A 24584-nucleotide genomic window follows, 5' to 3' on the forward strand; every position below is an offset into this window, starting at 1 on the left:
ATATTGTGGAAACCGGATTTTCAGACTTTAAAAGGAAAATGGAACAAATCCGAACACCAGGCAATATTTCAGGCCGCTATTGCCAACGGTGTTTCAGAAAAAGCAAAGGTGGCTGAATGGCCCTGTCAAATCTCCCCGCTCGCTGGCTGCGCGCCTTCAGCAACAGGACATACCTTCCTGCCCTGCTTGCGCTCGCTGTCGTATGTGCTGCGGGACTTTATGCCGAAAGACAGAACGCCACGATCCACTACCAGTCCCAACGCGCCGACACCCAGCAAGCAGCGGGGGTTATCAAGTCCCGCCTCGAGGGTCAGCTGAACGGCGACTACCAGCGACTGCGCGGCCTGGCGGCCATGCTGGCGACAGAGCCGGACATGGGTCAGGAGCGGTTCAGCCAGATTGCTGGCCAGGTACTGGAAGGGAAGACCGCCATCCGCCATATTGCTGCGGCTCCCGGGCTTGTGGTTACCCTGGTTCACCCGATGAAAGGCAACGAAGCGGCTCTGGGGCTGAACTACAACAAGAACGAAGCCCAGCGCGCCGCGGCACACCGGGTGCGCGACAGCGGAGAGATGGTTCTGGCTGGCCCGGTTAATCTTGTGCAGGGCGGCTCCGGGTTCATTTACCGCCTGCCGATCTTCACCGGCACCGGGGAACATCGGCAATTCTGGGGCATTCTTTCGGCGGTTGTCGAAACAGATACCCTTTATGCGGGTACGGGCATGCACCACGGCAGCGCGCTTGAACTTGCGCTGACAGGCCGGGACGGCACCGGGGCTGCCGGTCAGCAGTTTTTTGGCACAGCCGGTATTTTTGCGGACAACCCGGTGCTTCTGGACATTACCTTGCCCGCCGGATCCTGGCAGCTGGCCGCCCGTCCGCAAGATGGCTGGCAGAATAGCCCTGAAAACCTATGGAAGCTTCGGCTTGCGCTTGTGGTAGCAGGCACTCTGATCGTGTTCCCCACATTCCTGGCAGGCAGGCTGTCCCATGCCCGGCAAGCCGTGATCGGCAAGCTGCGGCACCGGGAAGCGGAACTGGAGGCGGTCTCGCGGCGGCTGGAAATTGCGGTAAAGACCTCCCGGGTTGGTATCTGGGAATACGATGCCGCAGCCCAGCGGGTGAGCTGGGACAGCAGGATGCACGAGTTGTACGGCGTGCCTGAAGAACAAGGCCCGCCCAGCGGAGAGGCCTGGGCCGAAATGCTGCACCCTGACGACCGCAGCAGGGTTCAGGATGCCATGAAAGCCGCGGAAAGCGATCGCACAAGCTTTGCCTCTGATTTCCGGATTGTTCTGGACAACGGCACGGTCAAGCACATCCGGGCACTGGCCAGCCCGTTCACCGATGCACACGGCCGGAACCTGATGATCGGCGTCAACTGGAATGTCTCCGAAGATGTGAGCCTGCGCGAGGAACTGATCCGCGCCAACCAGACCCTATCCGAACGCAACAGTGAGCTGAAACTGGGCAAGCAAGCCCTGGAGCAGGCGCATGCAGAACTGCAAAAGCAGCAGGCGGAATTGCACCGTTTGTCGCTGGTTGCGAAACACGCCTCTGACAGCATCATCCTGACCGATGCGGAGCGCCGGATTCTCTGGGTTAATGACGCATTCACCCGGGCAACAGGTTATCTGGCTACTGACGCCATCGGCCGGTCCCCGTCTGAACTTCTGGACGGGCCGGACACGGACGCCAAGGTGATCCAGGAAATGAACCGCCACAAAGACCTTGGCATCCGCTACCACAACGAGGTTCTCAATTACACGAAATCGGGCGACGAAGTCTGGTTCGACACCAACATCGTGCCGGTGACATCTGCGGATGGATCCGTGGATCTGATCATCGGCATCGAACGGGACATCACGCACAGCAAGCAGCGGGAACGCGAACTGGCCGAGGCGAAGCTGGCGGCGGAACAAGCCGACCGCGCCAAATCAGAGTTTCTGGCCAACATGAGCCATGAGATCCGCACACCCATGAACGGCATCATTGGCATGGCCGACCTCCTGGCAGAGGCGGAACTGCCGCCTGACGAACTGCAAAACGTGGAAACCATCCGCAGCTCGGCCCAGGCCCTGCTGAAGATCATCAACGACATCCTAGACCTGTCGCGGCTGGAAGCGGGCAAGCTCTCGATCACAGGGGAAGACTTCAATCTGCGCGATTGTGTCAGCAGTGCAGCCAACCTTTTCCGCCCGAAAGCGCAGGAGAAGGGCCTGCCGCTGGAAATCAGCTATGCGGACGGGCTGCCGGAGCGGATGCACGGCGACGACGGGCGCTTGCGCCAGATCCTGGTCAACCTGATTGGCAACGCGGTGAAATTCACAACGGAAGGCAAAATATCGGTCCGGGTGTCACATGCGCCGGGCGACCCGTACCGCCTGATTGCCAAAGTCGAGGACAGCGGGATCGGGATCGCAGAAAATCAGGCACGCCATATCTTCGACCGCTTCACACAGGCCGACGCTGCAACAACCAGGGCATTTGGCGGTACCGGACTGGGTCTGACCATCTCCAGCATGCTTGCCAAACGGATGGGCGGCGGCATTTCGGTCGTCTCGGAACCGGGCCGGGGATCCTGTTTCCGGCTTGAGCTTCAGCTGGCAGCGGCCGGCGAAACAGCGAACGAAGCTGTTCCCCTCACTTTTGCGAGCCCCGCGAAGCTCGCTCCTTGCAGGGTGCTTTTGGCCGAGGACAATCAAACAAACAGGCTGCTGATCCGCAAATACCTGCGCGGCCAGCCTGTGGAACTCGTTGAGGCTGCAAACGGGCGCGCAGCGGTGGACATGTGCAAGGAACTGCAGCCTGATATCATCCTGATGGATATGTCGATGCCGGTTCTCGATGGTCTCGGGGCGACCCGGGAAATCCGCAGCTTGGCTGTTCCGCAGCCTGTGATCGTAGCCCTGACGGCCAACGCCTTTGCCAGCGACCAGCAAGCCTGCCTGGACGCAGGGATGGATCATTTTCTGGCCAAGCCGGTAAAAAAGGCCGTTCTTCTGCACACGCTGGCAGCGATTTCCAAGGAGATAGCACCGCGGCAAAAACCCCGGGCCAGTGCCTGACAGAGGCAACCTGACGCCGGTCCGGCTGCAGGGTCATACAGCTGTTCCGATCAGGCCGACACCAGCCGCCATCAGAACTGCCGATCCCAGCCGCCGCATCCAGTACCCTTCCTTCAGGAAGACAAAGCCGATCAGCGCTGCAAAAATCACCGAGGTCTCGCGGAGCGCAGAAACCGCCCCAAGCGGGGCAAAGTTTTTGGCATATAGCACCAGCCCGTAGGCAATCATCGACACCAGCCCGCCGACGATGCCCAGTATCCAGGTCTTGCCGGGCAGGAGTGCCAGCGTCCGGCGCCTGCGGACAGCAACAAACCCGGCAATGAAGATATGCAGGAAAGCCCCCCAGGCCCAATAGCTCAGCGTATGTCCTGAAAGGCGCACCCCAATGCCATCGACCACGGAATAGATTGAAATGCAAAATCCGGTGCCGGCAGCAAAACCGAATGCCGCCCGCCCGACCCCTGACCGCAGCGCCTTCCAGCTGCTGAGCTGAATGCCGCAGCCGATCACTGCAATTCCGGCCCAGGCCTGCAGCGGCAGAACCTCACCGGCAAAAGCCATTGCCCAGACCGCAACCAATGCCGGTACGATGCCGCGGGCAATCGGGTAGACAACGCTAAGGTCACCGTGCTGATAGGCACGGCCCAGCATGTAGTAGTAGCCGAAATGCACGACCGTCGAGACCAGAATATGGGGCAAGCTTTCAGCCGCGGGTAGCGGCAGCACCGCAATCATGACAGCACCCGGAATAACCTGGCCCAAGGCCACCAGCCCCAGCGTGGTGGTCCGGTCGGCAGCCGTCTTCACTATGGCGTTCCACAGCGCGTGCAGCAGCGCCGCTGACAAGATGATTGCAATTACGGGGGCGACGGCGGCGATGTGGCTGTTGAACTCGCGCAGGGCGCGCAGCGTTTCCAGGTGGATGTCGGAGGTGTCAAAGCTCTCCCGCGCGCCGTCCTGCAGCCGCTTCAGGTGGCGCTTGCGGCTGTCGTGCTCCATCCGCTTCAGCTCGGTCTTCTCCAGGCTCAAGAGCCGCGCGCTCTCCAGGTCGTCGGAGATCAGCACGTTGGAGGCCAGCTGCATATTGGCCAGGATCGCCTCATGCATGCGGGTGATCTCCAGCCAGCCCTCGCGCGAGAAGCTGAGGCCCTTCTTGTTCATTTCCCCCGCCAGCACCGTCAGGCGCCGCGCCACCACGTCGCCCGCGGTCTCCAGCCGGATCGCGTATTCCATCAGGCTGCGGGCCGCTTTCAGCTCCGCCTTGCCGAACGCCTCCTCCGGGATCGCCGCCACATAGCGGCGGATGCCGGAGAGGCAGGCGTTCACCTCCGCGTCCATCCGCTGCACCGCCCTGATCTGTTCCTTGCTGCCGCCCTTGTACAGCTCCAGCACCGGGCGGAACATGGCGCCGGTCTGGTCGGCCATCCGCAACAGCTCCCGCTTGAGGTTGGCCACCGCCTGCGCGGGCGAGCCGTAGCTGCCCTGCTCCAGCGCGCTGACCGGGCGGCCCGGCTGCGCCGCTTCTGCCTGCGCGGGTTCCGGGAAGGCGCGGGCAAAGACGCCGCCCAGCGGGGTGCAGGCCGGCAGCGCCAGCAGCAGGAGCGATGCGTTGAAGGCGAGATGCGCATTGACCAGCATCTGGCCGCCCTGCGGATCGCCGAGCCAGCCCTGGCGCAGCGCCAGATTGGCGCCGAACAGGCAGAGCACCGCCCAGGTGCCGCGTAAGGTAAGGTTGGCATAGGGAATGCGCCGCGCCTTCAGCGCCATGCCGCGGCTGAGCCAGACCGGGATGAAGGCGGAGCCGAAATTGGCGCCCAGGACCAGCGACAGGCCGGCGGCAAAGGGGATGGCGCCGATCTGCACCAGGGTGACGCACATCAGGATCGCCGCCACGCTGGAATGCATCACGAAGGCCAGCGCGCCGCCGACCAGGAAGGCGGTGATATAGTCGCGCGCCAGGTAGCCCGCCACCGCGGGCAGAAAGGCGCTGTCGCGGATCGGGTCCATCGCCTCGCGCAGGAAACGCAGCGAGATCAGGATGAAGGCAATGCCCATCAGGATCCGGCCCAGCTGGCGCGCCTTCTTGGCCTCGGTCTTGACGAACAGGTAGCCGCCGGCCGCCAGCAGCACCGGCACCAGCCAGTCGAGCTTGAACGACAGGATCTGGATGATCAGCGCCGAGCCGAGATCGCCGCCCAGCACGATCGCCAGCCCGGCGGGGAAGGCCAGATAGCCGCTGGCGGCAAAGCCGGAGGTCAAGAGCGCCACCGCCGCCGAGCTTTGCAGCACGATCGCCAGGATCAGCCCCATCAGCCCCGCCTGCAGATGGCTTTGGCGCCCGGTCAGCAGCCGCTGGAACGAGGCGCCGTAGCTGCGCTCGATCCCGGTCCGCACCATCCGCACCGCATACAAAAGCAGCATCGTGGCACCCGCCAGGCTGATCAGAAAGGTCAGTATCGCCATGTCAATTTCCGCTCAAAGCCGTCTGCCGGAGCGCAACCGCTCCCCGCATGGCCTTAGTGCCGCGCGGCTCCGGCGGCAACAGCTATTCCTTCCCCAGTAAAGACTGGAATTGCCGCGCCGCGCCCGCCTCTTCGCGGGTCGACGGTTCAGTCTCCCTTGCCGGATAGGGCGACCTCTGTTTTCACCCCCCAGCCGGTCAAAGCAGCAGACAGTTTCTTGCCGGGATCCTGATCGGTGAACAAGACAGTGACCCTGCGAGGATCCGGTCCGCAGTGGGGAGCCGTTTCTGCAAACTTCGGATGTGCAATTGCAACCGCAACCTTCTGGGCGCAGTCGGCGGCCACGCTCGCCAGCTGAGCTTCCTCTGCACTGTGATAAAGCACCCCATGTTTGGCCGAAAGCGCGTCCGCAGACAGGACCGCCATGTCAAGCGCGAACCGGCGCAACTGCTGTTCGGCAATAAAACCGAAAGTGCCCCGCTCGTTACTCTGCATTTCGCCACCCAGAAAATGCACCCGGTTGCCATTGTGGTTTGCCAGAGACTGCGCCACCCCAATCGAGTTTGTGACCACGGTCAGATCAGACTTCTGCCGCAATTCCTCCGCAACAAAAGCCGTGGTAGACCCGACATCAAGAAACACCGCCATCCCGTCGCGCACATGACCGGCAGCCAGCGCAGCAATTCGCGCTTTCTCCTTCTGGTTCTCAGAAATCCGCCGCGCGAAACTTGATGCGCTTTGCGGACCGGCCAGAAAAGCGCCGCCATGCACACGCTGTACGGCCCCAACCTTGTTCAGCGCCTTAATGGTGCGGCGCACGGTCTCCTCCGACACATCCAGCATCTTTGCCAGCTCGGCGCTGCGGGCGGAGCCGCCGAGGCGGCGCAAGGCATCCACAAGCTCCATTTCACGATGGGACAGGGGTTAATGCTGCGAGATTCCGCGTAATTTGCTGTTAACAAACAAGGTTTCGCAGCGAAACCCCTTTTCGGTAACGCTGCCCCCGCGGACCGCGATCCGCATTGCCCTGCCAAAGCAAAACCGCCGCGGCTTTGAGGCCGCGGCGGTTCAATGTCAGTCCCGGAAGGGCTTACAGGTTCGGGTAAAGCGGGAACCGGGCGCAGAGGTCCGCCACTTTGGCGCGCACCGCCGCTTCCACGTCGGCGTTGCCCTCTTCACCGTTGGCCGCCAGCCCGTCGATCACCTCGATGATCAGGTCGGCGATCTGGCGGAACTCCGCCTCGCCGAAGCCGCGGGTGGTGCCCGCCGGGGTGCCGAGGCGCAGGCCGGAGGTCACGGTCGGCTTTTCCGGGTCGAACGGGATGCCGTTCTTGTTGGTGGTGATATGGGCGCGGCCCAGCGCCTTGTCGGCGATGTTGCCGGTGACGCCCTTGGGGCGCAGATCGACCAGCATAACATGGGTGTCGGTGCCGCCGGTGACGATGTCGAGGCCGCCCTGGATCAGCTGGTCGGCCAGCGCCGCCGCATTGGCGCGCACCTGCTTCTGGTAGGCCTTGAACTCCGGCTTCAGCGCCTCGCCGAAGGCCGCCGCCTTGCCTGCGATCACATGCATCAGCGGGCCGCCCTGGATGCCGGGGAAGATCGCCGAGTTCACTTTCTTGGCGATCGCCTCGTCATTGGTCACGATCATGCCGCCGCGGGGGCCGCGCAGGGTCTTGTGGGTGGTGGTGGTGGCGACATGCGCATGCGGGAACGGCGAGGGGTGCTCGCCCGCCGCGATCAGGCCTGCGATATGGGCCATGTCGACCATGAAGTAGGCACCGACGCTGTCGGCGATTTCACGGAACTTGGCAAAGTCGATCTGGCGCGGGATGGCGGAGCCGCCGGCGATGATCAGCTTCGGCTGGTGCTCGTTGGCCAGCGCCTGGATCTGGTCGTAGTCGATCCGGTTGTCATCGCGGCGCACGCCGTAATGCACCGCGTTGAACCACTTGCCCGACTGGTTCGGCGCGGCGCCGTGGGTCAGGTGGCCGCCGGAGGCGAGATCCATGCCGAGGATGGTGTCGCCGGGCTTCAAGAGCGCCTGGAACACGCCCTGGTTGGCCTGGCTGCCGGAGTTCGGCTGCACGTTGGCGAACTCACAGCCGAACAGCTGCTTGGCGCGGTCGATCGCCAGGTTCTCGGCGACGTCGACATACTGGCAGCCGCCGTAGTAGCGGCGCCCCGGGTAGCCTTCGGCGTATTTGTTGGTCAGCACGGAGCCCTGCGCTTCCATCACCGCGGCGGAAACGATGTTCTCGGAGGCGATCAGCTCGATCTCGTCGCGCTGGCGGCCCAGTTCGGCCGTGATCGAGGCAAACAGTTCAGGATCGCGCTCAGACAGCGCTTGGGTGAAAAANCAGCTGCTTGGCGCGGTCGATCGCCAGGTTCTCGGCGACGTCGACATACTGGCAGCCGCCGTAGTAGCGGCGCCCCGGGTAGCCTTCGGCGTATTTGTTGGTCAGCACGGAGCCCTGCGCTTCCATCACCGCGGCGGAAACGATGTTCTCGGAGGCGATCAGCTCGATCTCGTCGCGCTGGCGGCCCAGTTCGGCCGTGATCGAGGCAAACAGTTCAGGATCGCGCTCAGACAGCGCTTGGGTGAAAAAGCCGGTGTCACGGGTCGCTTCAGTCATGGTGGCTCCGTTGGAGTTGGGATCAGAATTGAGGGATTTCCTATCGGAAACTTCCTTGCGCAGGAAGCCTGTAAAGCGACATATCCCTGCGACAGAACGGCAACTATGGCCATCGGCGGAAAGCTGTGATTGTTTCGGAACCAGATGCCTAATACCGGAAACAGATTTCATGAGTTTGAGAATCGCCTTTCTGGCCAGTGACGTTGACGTGGCACAGGATGCGCTGGCTGAACTGAGCCGCCGCTACGGCCATGTGCCGCCTGATCAGGCCCAGGTGATCGTGGCGTTGGGCGGCGACGGCTTCATGCTGCGGACCCTTCATACCATGGTCGATCACCCGGCGCCGGTCTATGGCATGAACCGCGGCACTGTCGGCTTCCTGATGAACGAATACCGCGAGGACGGGCTGATCGAACGGCTCGAGGAAGCAGTACAGGAGATTATCAATCCGCTGTCGATGACTGCGATGGACCGCCGCGGCGAGGTGCACAAGGCGCTGGCGATCAATGAAGTTTCGCTGTTGCGCGCAGGCCCGCAGGCGGCGCGGCTCAGGATCTCGGTGGATGGACGGATGCGGATGGACGAGCTTGTCTGCGACGGCGCGCTGGTTTCCACCCCGGCGGGCTCCACCGCCTACAACTACTCCGCCCATGGCCCGATTATTCCGATCGGTGCTGATGTGCTGGCGCTGACTGCGATTGCTGCCTTCCGTCCTCGGCGCTGGCGCGGGGCGCTTCTGCCCAGCAATGCGATGGTGCGATTTGATGTTCTGGAGGCGGACAAGCGCCCGGTTATGGCCGATGCCGACTCGATTTCGGTTGCCGATATCGACTGGGTGGAAATTCGCACCGATACGCAAATCCGCCATAAAATCCTGTTCGATCCCGGCCACGGGCTGGAAGAAAGACTGATCTCCGAGCAATTTACCTGATTGTTTAACGCCGGGCTCACGAAGCTGTGAACTTCCCGGTAACCATTCTGTGCGATGATTTATCCACAGGCAGCTGTGTGTTGCGATTGCCTGAGGCTGCAAGGCCGATGTGCCGGACCGGCGGTTTGTATGTGTTCCAGTTTTGTGTTTTCCGCCGGTTTGGTCCGGCACGCCCCGCCGCTGTGAGCCGGGGCGGATCGTGCGGCATTGGTAGTGAGTGACTTGGGTTCAGAAGGACCCCGGGGGCGGCTCATTCTGTCCCCGGGGACTTGGAAAGCGGCTTTTGGAGAACGTTGTTTTCACCACTGCCGGCGGAAGGCTGCTGAGCCGGTCCGCGCAAACGCGCGGCTAAGCAGGTCTGCGCCGCCGCCTTTTCCGGAAGTGAACGAAACACAGCTGCTGCAGCGGCTTTGCCCGGCGGTGTTCAGCATGTCCCTTCCCCCATTCCCATACGGAATGGAGCGGTGTTTCTCAGCGGGGAATGACTGCCGCCTGGCGCGGAGGAGCAATCCGCACGTGCCAGGCGCGGGGCAGGGTGCTACAGCCCCTCGCTTGCGGCCATCTTCTCCCACAGCGGCAGGCACATGCGGCCTGCGCGCGCCTCAATCGCGGCGCAGGCATCCACCGCCAGATCCTCGCGCCAGCGGCGGGCGGCGATCTGCACATTGATGGGCTGCGGCCCCTTTGGCAGCTGCGCCAGCCGGGCCGGGACAGAGGCCGCGGGCAGGCCGAGGAAGTTCATCGCATAGGAATAGACCGCGCAGCCCAGCACTTCATGCACGCCTGCCGCGCCCTCGGTATCGCGGTCCGGCTTGAAGAAGGGCTGCGGTAGGAAGGGCGACAGCACCAGCGGGTAGTCCTCCATGAACAGCGACCACTGGCGCGCGTAATGTGTGCGTTTGGCCATCATCTGCAGCAGCTCGTCGCCGGCATAGGGCGGAAATTCCTGGAAATAGACCGCAAAGATGTCGCGCACGGTTTGCGACCCGGAGGCGTCCACATCGTGTTTCATCAGCGCGTAGATCTCGCCCATTAGCGCGCGGTAGCCGGTGCGCCCGGCATCGAACACGTTGGGTGGCTCCACCTCTTCGACTTGGTAGCCCGCATCGGTCAATGCATCGCGGGCAAAGTCCAGTGCGGCCTCGACCTCGGGGTGCAGGTCGTAGCCATGGGTGTTTTTCGTGAAGGCGACCTTGATAGGGCCCTCCAATGCCTCGACGTGCCACGGCATCGGCACATGGAAGGGGTCGCGGGGAGCCGGGGCAATCAGCGCGGGCATCGACAGGTGCAGGTCCTCGGCGCTGCGGGTAATCAGCCCCTGCACCGACATCAGCTGCGCCAGCAGCCCGCGCTCCGCGGTCTGGCTGGGGTTCCAGGCGGGCACCCGGCCAAGGCCCGGCTTGACGGTCACCGCGCCATTGGCGGCGGCGGGAAAGCGCAGGGAGCCGCCGATATCATTGCCGTGGGCCAGCGCGCCGATCCCAGCCATCACCGCGGCCCCCGCGCCGCCGGAGGAGCCGCCGGGAGAAATATGTAGGCCCCAGGGGTTATGGGTGCGGCCAAACAGCGGGTTGTCGGTATCGGCGCGGAACGAAAACTCCGGCGTGTTGGTGCGCCCGATCACCACCGCGCCGGCCTTGTGCAGGTTCTCCACCACAGGGGCGTCTGCCGGGGCAATCAGGTCCTTCAGCGCGGTGACGCCGTTAGAGGTGGCGTGGCCTTTCTGGTCGATATTGATCTTGATGGTGACCGGCACCCCGTGCAGCGGTCCGGGTGCCGCGCCGTCTGCGCGGGCCTTGTCCAGAGCCTGCGCGCGCTCCAGCGCCTCGGTGCTCAGGTCCTCGACCACTGCATTCAGAGCCGGGTTCACCGCGTTCATCCGGTCGATGGAGGCCTGGACCGCTGTTTCCGCCCTCAGGTCGCCCGTGCGGGTAAGTTTCGTCAATTCCGTGGCGCTCAGGCGCCAAATGTCGGTCGTTGCCATGCAAAAGCCTCCCTGGCCGCAGCCTAGGCGGGCAGGGCGGAGTTGCAAGCAAAACCGGACGGAAAACAGGCTCCGCCTGCTGGCGGAGCCTTCAAAACCCTCGCAGGGTTTTTGGCCGTTTTCCGTGCCGGGAAACTAGGGAGGTTACTTGGCGTAGCCGATGGTCTGCAGCGCCGCGGTGATTTCGTCCAGGATCGCGGGATCGTCGATGGTGGCAGGCATCTTCCAGGGCGTGCCGTCGGCGATGTTCACCATGGTGCCGCGCAGGATCTTGCCGGAGCGGGTCTTGGGCAGCCGGTCGACCACCACCGCCAGTTTGAAGGCGGCGACAGGACCGATCTTCTCGCGCACCAGTTTCACGACCTCGGACACCACTTCGCCATGATCGCGGTCCGCACCCGAGTTCAGACAAAGGAAGCCCACCGGCATCTGGCCCTTGAGGCTGTCCGCCACGCCGATAACGGCGCATTCGGCGACATCCGGGTGGCCCGCCAGCACCTCCTCCATGCCGCCGGTCGACAGCCGGTGGCCCGCCACGTTGATCACGTCATCGGTGCGCGCCATGATGTAGAGGTAGCCGTCCTCGTCCTTCATGCCGGCATCGCCTGTTTCGTAATAGCCGGGGAAGGTATTCAGGTAGCTCTTCTTGAACCGCTCTTCCGCGTTCCACAGGGTCGGCAGGGTGCCAGGCGGCAGCGGCAGTTTCACTGCAATCGCGCCCAGCTCGCCCGCCGCAACCGGGTTGCCGCCCTCGTCAAGAATATCCACCTCATAGCCCGGCATCGGCACCGCAGGCGAGCCGAGCTTGGTCGGCAGCTCCTCGATCCCCAGCGGGTTGGCGGCAATAGACCAGCCGGTTTCGGTCTGCCACCAGTGGTCGACCACCGGCACCTTCAGCTGCTCCTGCGCCCAGGTGATGGTGTCGGGATCCGCACGCTCACCGGCCAGGTAGACCTGCTTGAGACCGCTGAGGTCGTATTTCCGGACGAACTCGCCCTTGGGGTCCTCCCGCTTCACCGCGCGGAAGGCGGTGGGGGCGGTGAAGAAGCTCTTGACCTTGTGCTCGGAAATCACCCGCCAGAAGGTGCCCGCATCCGGGGTGCCGACCGGCTTGCCCTCGAACACGATGGTGGTGTTGCCGTGGATCAGCGGCCCGTAGCAGATGTAGCTGTGGCCGACGACCCAGCCCACGTCCGACGCCGCCCAGAACACGTCGCCGGGATCGACGTTGTAGATGTTCTTCATGGTCCAGTTCAGCGCCACAAGCTGGCCCGCGGTGTGACGGATCACCCCCTTGGGCTGGCCGGTGGTGCCGGAGGTGTAGAGGATATAGGAGGGGTGGTTGCCCTCGACCGGCACGCATTCGGCCGGTTCCACGCCGTACTGGAAGCCGTGCCAGTTCACGTCGCGGCCCGGGATCAGCTCCGCCACTTCCTGCTCGCGCTGGAAGATCACGCAGAACTCCGGCTTGTGCGCGGCCAGGTCGATGGCGCCGTCCAGCAGCGGCTTGTAATGCACGATGCGGCCCGGCTCGATGCCGCAGGAGGCGGCGATGATCGCCTTGGGCTTGGCGTCGTCGATGCGCACGGCGAGTTCATTGGAGGCAAAGCCGCCGAACACCACCGAATGCACCGCGCCGATCCGGGCGCAGGCCAGCATCGCCTCCAGCGCCTCGGGGATCATCGGCATGTAGATGATGACGCGGTCGCCTTTCTCCACCCCCTTGGCGCGCAGCGCGCCGGCCAGGGTGGCCACGCGGTTGCGCAGCTCGACATAGGAGATTTCACGCTTGGTATGGGTGACCGGGCTGTCATAGATGATCGCGGTCTGCTCGCCGCGGCCTTCCTCGACATGGCGGTCGACGGCGTTGTAGCAAGTGTTCACCTTGGCATCGGCAAACCATTCGTAAAGCCCTTCGCCCTTTTCAAACAGCGCCTGCTTCGGGGCTTCATCCCAGCTGATGCCCTGTGCGGCCTCCATCCAGAAGCCTTCCGGATCCTGTTTCCAGGCCGCGTAAATGTCCTGATATCCCATGGTGTTCAACTCCTCCTGCCATTTGCGTAGGCGAGAAACCGGCAGCCGGGCAAGTTTTGCTGCGTCTTCACGCAAGGTTGGTCAAGGAATTTACAGATTCTGCCCGGATTTGCGCCGGTGATTTACCGGATTTACAAGCGATGGCCGGCTTGCCCGCCGCCAACTTTGCAAACTGGTGTTTGCTGTAGAATATTCCGAAAACCCGCTGCCGAATTGCAAACTTGCAAAACCGGCTGCCATGCTCCCGAACCCGCCGCCGGGAATCACCCGTTTGAGGATTTGGCAAAGCGGGGCAGGCTGTCTTTCAGCTCCAGCCACCTAACATGGTCGGAATGGAACACATGGAACTTGGGCGGCATCTGGCTGGGGCTTTCCAGCGTCGCGGTGTAGAGGTGGATGTTCACCGGATCGCGCGCGGTGCGATAGGCCATCTGGGTGCCGCAGGTGCCGCAGAACAGCCGCTCCACCCCTTCGGATGAATTGTAGACCTTCAGCTCCGCGCCGGACCATTCCACCGCCTCATGCGGCAGCCCGAAGAATGCGGTGACAGGCGCCGCGCAGTTGCGGCGGCAGTCGGCGCAGTGGCAGTAGCAGCTCCAGGCCGCCTCGGCCCGGCTCTCCCAATGCACTGCGCCGCAGTGGCAATGCCCTCTCATATCCGGCCTCCCTGACTGGACGGCCGGCTGACGGGGCCGCGCAGTTAACCGTAGTGCGCGACCGGCGTGCCGGCAATGGCGGCCATGTTCAGGAGCCCGCGTGCGGTGATCGAGGGGGAGACGATATGGGCGCGGTTGCCCATGCCCATCAGGATCGGCCCCACTTCCAGCCCGCTGGCCCGCATCTTGAGGATGTTGCGCACGCCGGAGGCCGCATCGGCATGGGCGAAGATCAGCACATTGGCGGCGCCGTCCAGCCGCGAATTGGGGAAGATCCGCTCGCGCAGCTCCGGGTCCAATGCGGTGTCGATGTTCATCTCGCCCTCATAGACGAAGTCGCGGCGCTTATCGTCGAGGATTTCAATGGCGGCGCGCAGCCGGCTGCCGGTGTCGCAGGAGATATTGCCGAACTGCGACTGCGAGCACAGCGCGATCTTTGGCTCCAGCCCGAAGCGGCGCACATGGCGGGCCGCGCCCATCACGGTTTCGGCGATCTGCTCCGGCGTCGGCTCCACATGCACATGGGTGTCGGCAATGAACAGGGGGCCGTCCTCCAGGATCATCATCGACAGCGCGCCGTGCGGCGAATAGGTGCCGCCGCCCAGCACCTGCTGCACGTAGTTCAGGTGCCAGCGGTATTCGCCGAAGGTGCCGCACAGCAGGCTGTCCGCCTCGCCGCGGTGCACCATGATGGCGCCGATCGCGGTGGTGTTGGTGCGCATGATCGCCTTGGCCAGGTCCGGCGTGACCCCGCGGCGCTGCATCAGCTTGTGATAGCTGTTCCAGTAGTCGTAGTAGCGCGGGTCGTTTTCCGGGTTCACCAGCTGGAAGTCGCGGCCCGGCCGCACGTCCAGCCCCAGCCGCTCGCAGCGGCGCTCAATCACCTCCGGGCGGCCGATCAGGATCGGGGTTTCGGTGGTTTCTTCCAGGATCGCCTGCGCAGCGCGCAGCACCCGCTCATCCTCGCCCTCGCTGAACACGATGCGGCGGGCGGCCGCGCGGGCGGCCTCAAAAACCGGCTTCATCAGCAGTGCCGATTTGAAGACAGTCTGTTTAAGCTTCTGCTTGTAGGCCTCGATATCCTCGATCGGCCGGGTCGCCACGCCGCTGTCCATTGCCGCCTTGGCCACCGCGGAGGAGACCACCGCCACCAGCCGCGGGTCGAACGGCTTCGGGATCAGGTAGTCAGCCCCGAAGGTCAGCTGCTCGCCCTTGTAGGCTGCCGCGGCCTCAGCAGAGGTGGTGGCGCGGGCCAGTTCCGCGATGCCGTCGACGCAGGCAATCTGCATCTCGTCATTAATCTCGGTCGCGCCCACGTCCAGCGCCCCGCGGAAGATGAAGGGGAAGCACAGCACGTTGTTGACCTGGTTGGGGAAATCGCTGCGGCCCGTGGCGATGATCGCATCCGGCGCCATCTTGCGCGCCTGGTCGGGCATGATCTCCGGCGTCGGGTTCGCCAGCGCAAAGATGATCGGCCGCGCGGTCATCTTGCTGACCATTTCCGGCTTCAGCACATTGGGGCCGGACAGGCCCAGGAACATGTCGGCGCCGTCCATCACCTCGTCCAGCGTGCGCAGGTCCGAGGCCTGGGCAAAGGCCGCCTTCTGCGGGTTCATGTCCTCTTCGCGGCCCTCGTACACCAGCCCGTGAATGTCGCAGAGCCAGATGTTCTCGCGCTTCACGCCCAGCTTCAGCAGCATGTTGAGGCAGGCAATCCCCGCCGCGCCGCCGCCAGTGGAGACGATCTTGATGTCCTCGAACGACTTGCCCGCCACATGCAGCGCGTTCTTGGCCGCGGCGCCCACAACAATTGCGGTGCCATGCTGGTCGTCGTGGAAGACCGGGATGTTCATCCGCTCCCGGCACAGTTTCTCGACCACAAAGCAGTCCGGCGCCTTGATGTCCTCGAGGTTGATCGCCCCGAATGTCGGCTCCAGCGAGCAGACGATCTCGGCCAGCTTCTCGGGATCGCTTTCGTTGATTTCCAGGTCGAAGCAGTCGATGCCCGCGAAATTCTTGAACAGGACCGCCTTGCCCTCCATCACCGGCTTGGAAGCCAGCGCGCCGATGTTGCCCAGTCCCAGCACTGCGGAGCCGTTCGACACAACCGCAACCAGATTGCCGCGCGAGGTGTAGCGGGCGGCATTGGCTTCGTCTGCCTTGATCTCGACGCAGGCTTCCGCCACGCCGGGCGAATAGGCGCGGGCCAGATCGCGCCCGTTGGCCATCGGCTTGGTCGCGCGGATCTCCAGCTTACCGGGGCGGGGAAACTCGTGATAGTTGAGTGCGGCTTGGCGCAGGTTCTGTGAATCGGACATCTGGCGCTCCTCGGAAAGGGTATTGTTTAGCGTTAAACCATTTTTTCTGCCGGAAACATAGCCCAAACTGACGCAAACGGACGCGGCGGCAGACCGGGCGGCGGGTTCTTGCATAAACCCTGCCGCAGGGCCACTCTCCTGCCAACAGAACAGGGAGTGAAAACGTGAGCGAAACAATCGCTGAGATCCGCCTGCCGACGGATGAGCTGCGCAAAGATATTCCGTTTTACACCAAGGTGTTGGGTATGAAGATGGACATGATCTATCCGGCGGATGATCCGAGCACCGCGGTGTTTTCCGGCCACGGTCTGCGCCTGAGGATCGAAAAAGGGGCGCCGGAATTTCCGGGCACTATCCGGATTTTGACTGAAGATCCTGATGGATTTGCCGAAGGACAGCGCCGCCTGACCGCGCCCAACGGCACCCGGGTCGAGATAGAAGAACGCCACCCGCCGATGGTGATGCCGCAGACGGTTCACAGCTTCGTGGTCCGCCGCCTCAAGGATCAGGCGCCCTGGATCATCGGCCGCGCAGGCATGTATTACCGCGACCTGGTGCCGGACCGGCTGGGCGGCTCGATCATTGCCAGCCACATCCGTATCCCTGACGGCGGCCCGGTGCCGGACATGGTGCATTTTCACCGCGTCGGCTTCCAGCTGATCTTCTGCATCCATGGCTGGGTCGATGTGGTTTACGAGGATCAGGGCGAGAAGATGCGCCTGACCGCGGGCGACTGCTTCATCCAGCCGCCGGAGATCCGCCACCGGGTGCTGGAGGCCAGCGACAATGTGCAGGTGATCGAAATCGGCGTGCCGGCCGAGCATGTCACCGAGATCGATCACGAGATGACCCTGCCGACGCCGCACTACCGTCCCGAACGGGAATGGCAGGGGCAGCGGTTTGTCTACAACAGAGCGGAAGGCGCTGAGTGGGGGCCGTTCCGCTTGCCGGGCTATATCTGCCGCGACACCACCATTGCCGAAAACACCAAGGGCGTCGCGGGCGTGCAGGTGGTGCGCCGGGGCGAGGGTAAGCCGCAATGGGCCGCGCATGACACCGACATCCACTTCACCTTTGTGATGAACGGCGAGGTGACGCTGGAGGGCGAGGGCCGCGAGCCTTACCGGCTGGAGCAGGGCGACGCCTTTGTCATCCCTCCGGGCATGAAGACCCGCCTCAGTGCGCCGTCTGACAATGTTGAATTGCTGGAGGTGACTCTGCCGGGGGTGTTCAAGACCACGCTGGCCTGAACTCAGAGCGGCGCAAAGAACTGCCTCCGGGGGCTTCCGCTTCCCGGAGCAATTCAGCTATCCTGCAGTATCTTGACCAAACGATCAAAAATCGGGGAATCGCCATGAGCCTCAAAGCCGCCGCCGCCGCTGTCCGCGAAAACGCCCACGCGCCGTACTCCAACTTCAAGGTCGGCGCCGCCATCCGCTCCGCCTCCGGCCAGATTTATGTGGGCTGCAACGTCGAAAACGTCGCCTACCCGGAGGGCACTTGCGCCGAAGCAGGTGCCATCGCCGCAATGGTGGCTGCGGGGGAGAAAGAACTGGCGGAGGTCTATGTGATCGCCGATTGCCCGACCCCGATCACGCCCTGCGGCGGCTGCCGCCAGAAGATCAAGGAGTTCGCCAGCGGAGATGTGAAGGTCATCATGGCCACCACCGACGGCGACGAGCAGGAAACCACCATCGGCGCCCTGCTGCCCGGCGCCTTCGACGCGGACCATATGGAGCGCAGCTGATGGACGCCCGTGCCATCAACGCCAGCCTGCGCCGTGGTGAAACGCCCGGCGGGGAAGCGCTGCGCTGGTTTGCCGAAGGGCTGGCCAGCGGGGCCGTCAGCGATGCGCAGGCCGGCGCCTTCGCCATGGCGGTCTGCCTGCAGGGGCTCAGCGTCGAGGGCCGCCGCGCCTTGACGCTGGCGATGCGCGACACCGGCGATGTTCTGGCCTGGGATCTGGACGGCCCGGTGCTGGACAAGCACTCGACCGGCGGCGTCGGCGATTGCGTCTCCTTGCTGCTGGCGCCTGCGCTGGCGGCCTGCGGTGCCTATGTGCCGATGATCTCCGGCCGCGGCCTGGGCCACACCGGCGGCACCCTGGACAAGCTGGAGGCGATCCCCGGCGTCTCCATCAGCGTCACTGAGGACCGCTTGCGGGACATGATGCGGGACATGGGCTGCGCCATTGTCGGCGCCACCGCCCAGATTGCGCCCGCGGACAAACGGCTCTATGCGATCCGCGACGTGACCGCGACGGTCGAAAGCCTCGATCTGATCACCGCCTCGATCCTGTCTAAGAAACTGGCCGCCAGCCCGGATGCGCTGGTGCTGGACGTCAAGATCGGCTCCGGCGCGTTCATGAAAACCGCCGATGAGGCCCGCGCGCTGGCGCAGTCGCTGTGCGATACGGCCAACGCGGCCGGCTGCAAGACCTCGGCGCTGATCACCGACATGAACCAGCCGCTGGCGCCCGCCCTTGGCAACGCGCTGGAGGTGGCAGAGGTGATGCGGGTGCTGACCGGCGGCACCTCCGGTCCGCTGGCAGAGATTTCGGCGGTGCTGGGCGGAGAGCTGCTGGCCCACGCAGGCCTCGCAGTGGATGCGGATGACGGCGCGGCAATGATTACCGCCGCCCTCACCGATGGCCGTGCGGCAGAGCGCTTCGCCAAGATGATTGCTGCCATGGGCGGCCCCGCGGATTTTGCCGCGAACTGGCAGGACCATCTGCCGGGCGCGGAAGTCGTGCGCGAGGCCAAGGCGCCCTCAGAGGGGCATGTCTCTGCCATGAACGGCGAAGCGCTCGGGCTGGCGGTTGTCGCCCTCGGCGGCGGCCGGATGGTGGAGAGCGACAAGATCCATCCGGGCGTCGGCATCTCGGACATTGTCCGCCTGGGCCGGCAGGTCGGGGCAGGCGACACCCTTGCCCGTATCCACGCGGCCAGCGATGATGCAGCTGAGAAGGCGGAGGCGGCCTTTCTCGCGGCAGTCTCCATCGGGGAGGCGCCGGACACTCTGCCGCCGCTGGTTCACGAAAGGATCACCTGATGCCCCGAGCCTTCCTTGTAGTGATGGATTCCGTTGGCATCGGCGGCGCGCCGGATGCCGGAACCTTCTTCAACGGCGGTCTGCCGGACCTTGGCGCCAACACCCTTGCGCATATCGCCCAGGCCTGCGCGGCCGGGCAGGCGGAAGAGGGCCGCAGCGGCCCGTTGCAGGTGCCGAACATGGAGCGCCTTGGCCTAGGCGCAGCAATGCGGTTGGCGTCCTCTGTGCCGTTTCCCGGGTTGGATGCAGAACCGCAGGGGATGTGGGGCTGCGCCAGCGAGCTCAGCCGCGGCAAGGACACGCCATCGGGCCATTGGGAGCTGGCAGGCCTGCCGGTGCCCTGGGACTGGCATTATTTCCCCGATCAGGCGCCGTCCTTTCCCGAGGATCTCTCCGCCTTTGTCGGGGAGCAGGCGGGCACGGATTGTATCCTGGGCAATTGCCACGCCTCCGGCACGGTGATCCTCGATGATCTCGGCGCCGAACACATGCGGACGGGCAAGCCGATCTGCTACACCTCCGCCGACAGCGTGTTCCAGATCGCCGCACATGAGGAGACCTTTGGCCTCGACCGCCTTCTGAAGCTGTGCGAGGCCATTGCCCCGCGGCTGCACGCGATGAAGGTGGGGCGGGTCATTGCGCGCCCCTTCCTCGGCTCCGCAGAGGAGGGCTTTACCCGCACCACCAACCGCCGCGACTATGCTATCACCCCGCCGGCACCGGTGCTGACCAACTGGGTGCAGCAGGCGGGCGGCAAGGTCCACGCCATCGGAAAGATCGGCGATATCTTCTCCATGTCCGGTATCGACACCTTGAAAAAAGGCTCTGATGCCAAGCTGATGGAGCATCTGTTTGAGGCGGCCGAGACGGCGGAGGACGGCAGCCTGACTTTCGCCAACTTCGTCGAGTTCGACAGCATGTACGGCCACACCCGCGACGTCTCCGGCTACGCAAGGGCGCTGGAATGGTTCGATGGGGAAATCGGCCGCCTGCTGCCCAAGCTGCGCCCGGGTGACCTGCTGCTGCTGACTGCCGATCATGGCAACGATCCCAGCTGGCCTGGCACCGACCACACCCGCGAACAGGTGCCGGTACTGATCGCAGGCCTTGACGCAGGCCCCCTCGGGCAGGTCAAATTCGCCGATGTGGGCGCCTCCATCGCGGCCCATCTGGATGTCCCGGCCCAAGGCCCCGGCCGAAGCTTTCTTTGACCCTATGGTCAAAACACGCTTGCCTGCCGCGGCCAAGCCCGTAAAAGCGCGCAAAAGCAAACTTTAGGAGTGCCCCATGACCGACCACCTGACCGTTGTTGATCACCCGCTTGTGCAGCACAAGCTGACCCTGATGCGGGACAAGGGCACCTCCACGGCCGGCTTCCGCCGCCTGCTGCGCGAGATTACCCAGCTGCTGGCCTATGAAATCACCCGCGAGATGCCGCTGACCACCACCAGTATCGAAACCCCGATGGAGGAGATGGAGGCGCCGATCCTGGCCGGCAAGAAGCTGGCGCTGGTGTCGATCCTGCGCGCGGGCAACGGCATGCTGGACGGCGTGCTGGAGCTGATCCCCTCTGCCCGCGTCGGCTTTGTCGGCCTGTACCGCGATGAGGAAACCCTGGAGCCGGTGCAGTATTACTTCAAGGCGCCCGAGGGCCTGAAGGACCGGCTGGTGATTGCCGTGGATCCCATGCTTGCCACCGGCAACAGCTCTGCAGCCGCCATCGACCTGCTGAAGGAGGCCGGCGCCAACAACATCCGCTTCCTGTGCCTGCTGGCCTCGCCCGAAGGTGTCGAGCGGATGAAGCAGGCACACCCGGACGTGCCGATCGTGACCGCGTCTTTGGACCGCGAGCTGAACAAGAAGGGCTATATCCTGCCCGGCCTCGGCGATGCCGGAGACCGGATGTTCGGCACCAAATAATCTGCCGCCGCCAGGGCGGGGCAAACCTGTCCTGGCGGCCGTATCCGGCGGCGGGACGTGAATTGGTTTCAATTCATGCAAAAATTGCCCGCATAAAGGCCTATTGTTGCTGCGGAATCTTTACTCACAGGCAAGATTCGGGCATCCTGCAGCCATATTTTGTGGGGCTCAGGAATGAAAATAACTAGAATTATTGCACTGGCCATCATCGCGGGGACGAGCAGCGCAGCGGGGATACAGGCACAAACCTTGCGGGACGCCAGCCCGCCCGCCGAATATCCGCCGCTCTCCTACAAGGGGAAGCAGTATGTGGACAGCCGCGGCTGCATTTACATTCGGGCGGGTATTGACGGGGAAGTGAACTGGGTGCCGCGGGTCAACCGCGCCCGCAAGCATCTTTGCGGTTACGCCCCGACCCGGGTTGCGGGGACCAGCCGGCAGCGGCAGGCTGCGTCAAAACCGGAACTGATCACCCTTGAACCCGGCCAGCAGCCCGCGCAGGCGGCTGCGGCTGGTGCGCAGCCAAGCGTAGTCACAACTGCCAAGCCGGTCCGGAAACCGCAGCCTTCCAGCGTCCAGCCTGCAACGGTTGCGGCAGTACCGGCGGCCCCCAAGCAAGCCGTCCGGAAGGTTGCGCCGGCAGCGCCCAAACCCGCAGCAGCGGCACAGAAGCCGGCGGGGAACGCGGGCTGTGCAGGCCTGTCCGACGTCAGCCGCCGGTACACCAACTCCAACGGCGTGCGCTGCGGTCCGCAGGAGGAACCGCCAGTCAGCTATGGCGGGCCGCAGTCCTCTCTGCGGATCACGCCGAACACCCGCGTGGTGCAGGCGCATGTCTACCAGGACCGCCGTCTCAGCAACAGTTTCCAGGTGCCCAAGGGCTACCGCCCTGTCTGGACCGACGGCCGGCTCAATCCGCAGCGGGCAGTGCGCACGATGCGGCCGGCGGTGATCATCAGCGGCGTCCAGGCCCCGGCCGGGTATGAGACGGTGGAGCGCGAGGATGGCCGGATGAACCCGATGCGCGGAGTGCGCACGCCAGGCGGCGATGCGCAGATGGCGCAGATCTGGACAAATGGCGTGCCGCGCAAGCTGGTTCAGCCGCTGCTGGACCGGTCCACGGTCATCCTGCCGCGCGACGCACGTGTCAGCCCGGCTGAGGCGCAGCCCAAGGGCCTGCGCCTGTCCACCCGCTCAGCCCCCGGAGCCGCGGCACTGGAGCAGCTGGCAACATCCCGCCGCTATGTCCGGGCAGCGACCTATGCTGATCCGGCCGAGGCCGAGGCGGCGGCCCGCAAACTGGCCGCCTCAGGCCTGACGGTGCGGCTTGGCACCGTCAGTCGCAAGGGGCGGCCCTACAAGGTGGTTCTGGCCGGGCCCTACCGGGGCGACGCCCAGGCGGCCGCAGCGCTGGCCAAAGTGCAGAGAGCTGGTTTCAGCGGTGCCCGCCTCAGCAAGTAACCCATTGAACAATAATCTGGTTTGGCCGGGAATCTGCCTGGCCTTTTTTGTTGCCGCCGTGCAAATGCGGCGGCTCTTAAGATTACGGTCTACTGGCGACGGCAGGTGAAGAAGACAGCTTCCAGCGGCATCTGCAGCGGCGGCGGCCCAAAGCGGTTCCGCAGTTCATCCAGAATGGCGCTGGCGATCTCATCGGGATCAACACCGCCCCGGGACCGGATCTCATCGACCAGCGGATTGCCATAGACCAGCGCCTCGGCAAATTTTTCCGGGTCTTCGATGGTCTTGTTCTGCGTGACGGTCTCGTGGCTGACTTGCGACCAGTCTTCGCCGCTCAAGTCCGCCTTCACCGCCTCCGGGTCGCCGTAGTGGAACGGCACCTTGTAAAAGCCCGGCGGGTCTTCGGGGAAGAACTGCGCCGCGATGGTGTCGGCAATCTGTGAAAACGGGTTCCTTGTCATCGGTGCCCAGACGTTGAAGACATAGTGGCCGCCGGATTTCAGCACCCGAGCAGCCTGGTGGAAGGCGGCGGCTTTGTCCGGAAAAAACATCACCCCGAACTGGCAGGCAATCAGGTCAAAGCTGCCATCTTCAAACGGCAGAGCCATCGCGTCGGCAGGCTGGAAGGCGACATTCTTAGCGTCTGAGAGTTTCGCCTTTGCCAGCTCCAGCATCGGCTCGTGCAAATCCGTGACCGTCAGTTTGCAGCCGGGCGGCAGCTTGCGCCGCAGGCGCTGCGAGACGATCCCGGTTCCTGCCGCCAATTCCAGGACGTCTTGCGGCGCATGGGCACGGCAGCGTGCGGCCAGATCATCCGCATAGTTGTAAAAGATCACCGGCCCCAGGCCGCTGTCATAGTGGCTGGGAATATCCCCGGTGAAACTGGCCGAATTCTCCGGCATGGCTCATTCCCCCCTGAATGTGCGTTTGCGCAGATGTGACGATCTTAACAGATCCGGCGCATTTTCGCGATTGGCAGGGGGTGGGGGCGCAGCAGGATCAGCCGCAGATGTTCTGCAGCTGCACCCAGTCGCGGTCGTTCAGCACCGGCTCCAGCTCGCGGCCGGCCATCGGGTCGGCCTCGATCAGCCCCAGCACGGTCTCGCCGGTGATGTCCAGCGCATAGGCATAGGGGGAGGAAGGCAGGGCGGCGCGGGCAAATTCCGCGAGCAGCACCTCGTCCGGCAGCTTCGGCCGCGGGCTGGCCAGGGTGGCCTCTGAGTAGGCATCCAATGCCGCGCGGTCCAGCTCGCCGGTGGTCAGCAGCTTGAAAGTGGCGAGGAAGCCGCCGGCCTCCAGCAGCTCGAGCATCGGGTCGCTGGCCACAGCCCGGGCGCGTTCCGCGAGGACCGCCCCGGCGGCGACCGCCGGGTCCTCGAAGTCCTCCACGAAGGAGCGGTTCAGCAGGACGATGCCGCCGGGAAGATGCAGGCTGCCGGGAATGCCGGAGCGCATGACCGCCAGCTGCCGCACACCGGTGCGCTGCGCCAGGTTCTTCAGGATCGGGGCGGCCTCAGGTGTGGCGCAGGCGGGGCCGGAAACCCGCTCGATCCGCCCCAGCAGCGCCTGGCCGATGGCCTTGCGCTTGATATCCGGCACCACGCTGACGGCGTGGCGGGTCACGGCGCCCGGCAGCCACAGCACCAGCAGCGCCAGCACCAGTGCCAGGGTGCCCAGGATACTGACCGCCCGCAGCCGCCCGGGCCGCGCGCGCGACCGCCCGATGGCGTTCTGCACCCGGGCGATGGCTTCCAGCATTGCGGTTTCGTCCTCAGCCAGCTCCAGCGTTTCGCCTGGGTCGCCGTCAGGATGGAACATGGCAGGGAACTCGCCGGGGTTGGCACGCTCCACCGCCGCCAGCGACCAATGCGCAAGCGGCAGATCGTTCATGCTGGCAATGGTCAGCGTTGCATCGCCCAGAGAGATGATCACATCCCGCCGCTGCGCCTCAGGATCTGCGCGCCAAAGGCCCGCAGCCTCCAGCCGCTCGAATTCCTTCAATGCCGTCATGCAGCCTGCCCGGTCCCCATCCGTATCCCTGGCGCCAGACTAGTCGCATAAAA

At 64.4% G+C, this 24584-nt stretch carries 17 protein-coding genes and 2 pseudogenes; 8 read left to right on the forward strand and 11 right to left on the reverse strand.

Features of this window, described 5'->3' with window-relative positions; translation table 11 throughout:
- The first annotated feature begins 116 nt into the window (after positions 1-116).
- Positions 117-3068 carry an ATP-binding protein gene (locus GKC28_RS00050; protein WP_174144353.1) on the forward strand — a complete coding sequence of 984 codons (2952 nt, stop codon included), beginning with the start codon at positions 117-119 and terminating at the stop codon, positions 3066-3068.
- Positions 3069-3101: 33 nt separating this feature from the next.
- Here the strand turns inward: GKC28_RS00050 and GKC28_RS26285 are convergent, their stop codons facing one another.
- The 5 genes and pseudogenes from GKC28_RS26285 to glyA (GKC28_RS00075) all read right to left on the reverse strand — a co-directional run.
- Positions 3102-3947 carry a DMT family transporter gene (locus tag GKC28_RS26285; protein ID WP_174144840.1) on the reverse strand — a complete coding sequence of 282 codons (846 nt, stop codon included), beginning with the start codon at positions 3945-3947 and terminating at the stop codon, positions 3102-3104.
- Positions 3933-5531 (reverse strand): annotated as a pseudogene (locus GKC28_RS00060) (Na/Pi cotransporter family protein); the annotation flags it as partial. The pseudogene GKC28_RS00060 and the gene GKC28_RS26285, both read right to left, overlap by 15 nt.
- Positions 5532-5677: 146 nt before the next feature.
- On the reverse strand, positions 5678-6436 hold the full coding sequence (locus GKC28_RS00065; RefSeq protein WP_174144355.1) for a DeoR/GlpR family DNA-binding transcription regulator: 759 nt from the start codon (positions 6434-6436) through the stop codon (positions 5678-5680).
- A 184-nt stretch (positions 6437-6620) separates the two neighbouring features.
- On the reverse strand, positions 6621-7937 hold the full coding sequence (glyA, locus tag GKC28_RS00070; RefSeq protein WP_254604103.1) for a serine hydroxymethyltransferase: 1317 nt from the start codon (positions 7935-7937) through the stop codon (positions 6621-6623).
- Positions 7891-8166, reverse strand: a pseudogene (gene glyA, locus GKC28_RS00075) (serine hydroxymethyltransferase); the annotation flags it as partial. The pseudogene glyA (GKC28_RS00075) and the gene glyA (GKC28_RS00070), both read right to left, overlap by 47 nt.
- A 169-nt stretch (positions 8167-8335) precedes the next feature.
- Between glyA (GKC28_RS00075) and GKC28_RS00080 the strand changes: the two are divergent.
- Positions 8336-9097: an NAD kinase gene (locus GKC28_RS00080; protein ID WP_174144357.1), complete on the forward strand. Its 762-nt coding sequence runs from the start codon at positions 8336-8338 to the stop codon at positions 9095-9097.
- Between the two features lie 538 nt (positions 9098-9635).
- Here GKC28_RS00080 and GKC28_RS00085 read toward each other — a convergent pair.
- The 4 genes from GKC28_RS00085 to GKC28_RS00100 all read right to left on the reverse strand — a co-directional run bounded on the left by GKC28_RS00085 (position 9636) and on the right by GKC28_RS00100 (position 16089).
- Positions 9636-11081, reverse strand: coding sequence for an amidase family protein (locus GKC28_RS00085; protein WP_174144359.1), 1446 nt, complete (start codon positions 11079-11081; stop codon positions 9636-9638).
- Positions 11082-11225: 144 nt separating this feature from the next.
- Positions 11226-13115 (reverse strand): propionate-CoA ligase PrpE, encoded by a 1890-nt coding sequence (prpE, locus tag GKC28_RS00090; protein ID WP_174144360.1) that lies wholly within the window; start codon positions 13113-13115, stop codon positions 11226-11228.
- Between the two features lie 263 nt (positions 13116-13378).
- A complete protein-coding gene (locus tag GKC28_RS00095) occupies positions 13379-13771 on the reverse strand; it encodes a GFA family protein (RefSeq protein WP_174144361.1) in 393 nt (130 codons plus the stop codon).
- A 44-nt stretch (positions 13772-13815) separates the two neighbouring features.
- Positions 13816-16089, reverse strand: coding sequence for an NADP-dependent malic enzyme (locus GKC28_RS00100; RefSeq protein WP_174144362.1), 2274 nt, complete (start codon positions 16087-16089; stop codon positions 13816-13818).
- Positions 16090-16253: 164 nt separating this feature from the next.
- Here GKC28_RS00100 and GKC28_RS00105 point away from each other — a divergent pair, with 164 nt between their 5' ends.
- The 6 genes from GKC28_RS00105 (at position 16254) to GKC28_RS00130 (ending at position 22521) form a co-directional block, all read left to right on the forward strand.
- A complete protein-coding gene (locus GKC28_RS00105) occupies positions 16254-17339 on the forward strand; it encodes a cupin domain-containing protein (protein WP_174144363.1) in 1086 nt (361 codons plus the stop codon).
- A gap of 83 nt (positions 17340-17422) precedes the next feature.
- Positions 17423-17836, forward strand: a complete 414-nt coding sequence (locus GKC28_RS00110; protein WP_368041081.1) for a cytidine deaminase — start codon at positions 17423-17425, stop codon at positions 17834-17836.
- Positions 17836-19140 carry a thymidine phosphorylase gene (locus GKC28_RS00115; RefSeq protein ID WP_174144365.1) on the forward strand — a complete coding sequence of 435 codons (1305 nt, stop codon included), beginning with the start codon at positions 17836-17838 and terminating at the stop codon, positions 19138-19140. The genes GKC28_RS00110 and GKC28_RS00115 overlap by 1 nt, the downstream gene beginning before the upstream one ends.
- Positions 19140-20351, forward strand: a complete 1212-nt coding sequence (locus GKC28_RS00120) for a phosphopentomutase (protein ID WP_174144367.1) — start codon at positions 19140-19142, stop codon at positions 20349-20351. Before GKC28_RS00115 ends, GKC28_RS00120 begins: the two co-directional genes overlap by 1 nt.
- Before the next feature lie 76 nt (positions 20352-20427).
- On the forward strand, positions 20428-21060 hold the full coding sequence (gene upp, locus GKC28_RS00125) for a uracil phosphoribosyltransferase (protein WP_065266360.1): 633 nt from the start codon (positions 20428-20430) through the stop codon (positions 21058-21060).
- Between the two features lie 174 nt (positions 21061-21234).
- Entirely contained in the window at positions 21235-22521 is a 1287-nt protein-coding gene (locus GKC28_RS00130) for an SPOR domain-containing protein (RefSeq protein WP_174144369.1), read from the forward strand.
- Between the two features lie 89 nt (positions 22522-22610).
- Here GKC28_RS00130 and GKC28_RS00135 read toward each other — a convergent pair whose 3' ends face one another.
- Complete coding sequence (locus GKC28_RS00135) at positions 22611-23423, reverse strand: class I SAM-dependent methyltransferase (RefSeq protein WP_174144371.1); 813 nt, start codon at positions 23421-23423, stop codon at positions 22611-22613.
- Between the two features lie 97 nt (positions 23424-23520).
- Positions 23521-24531, reverse strand: coding sequence for a hypothetical protein (locus GKC28_RS00140; protein ID WP_174144374.1), 1011 nt, complete (start codon positions 24529-24531; stop codon positions 23521-23523).
- Positions 24532-24584 lie beyond the last annotated feature (53 nt).

It is taken from the genome of Leisingera sp. ANG59 (assembly GCF_013317235.1).
Lineage (GTDB): Bacteria > Pseudomonadota > Alphaproteobacteria > Rhodobacterales > Rhodobacteraceae > Leisingera.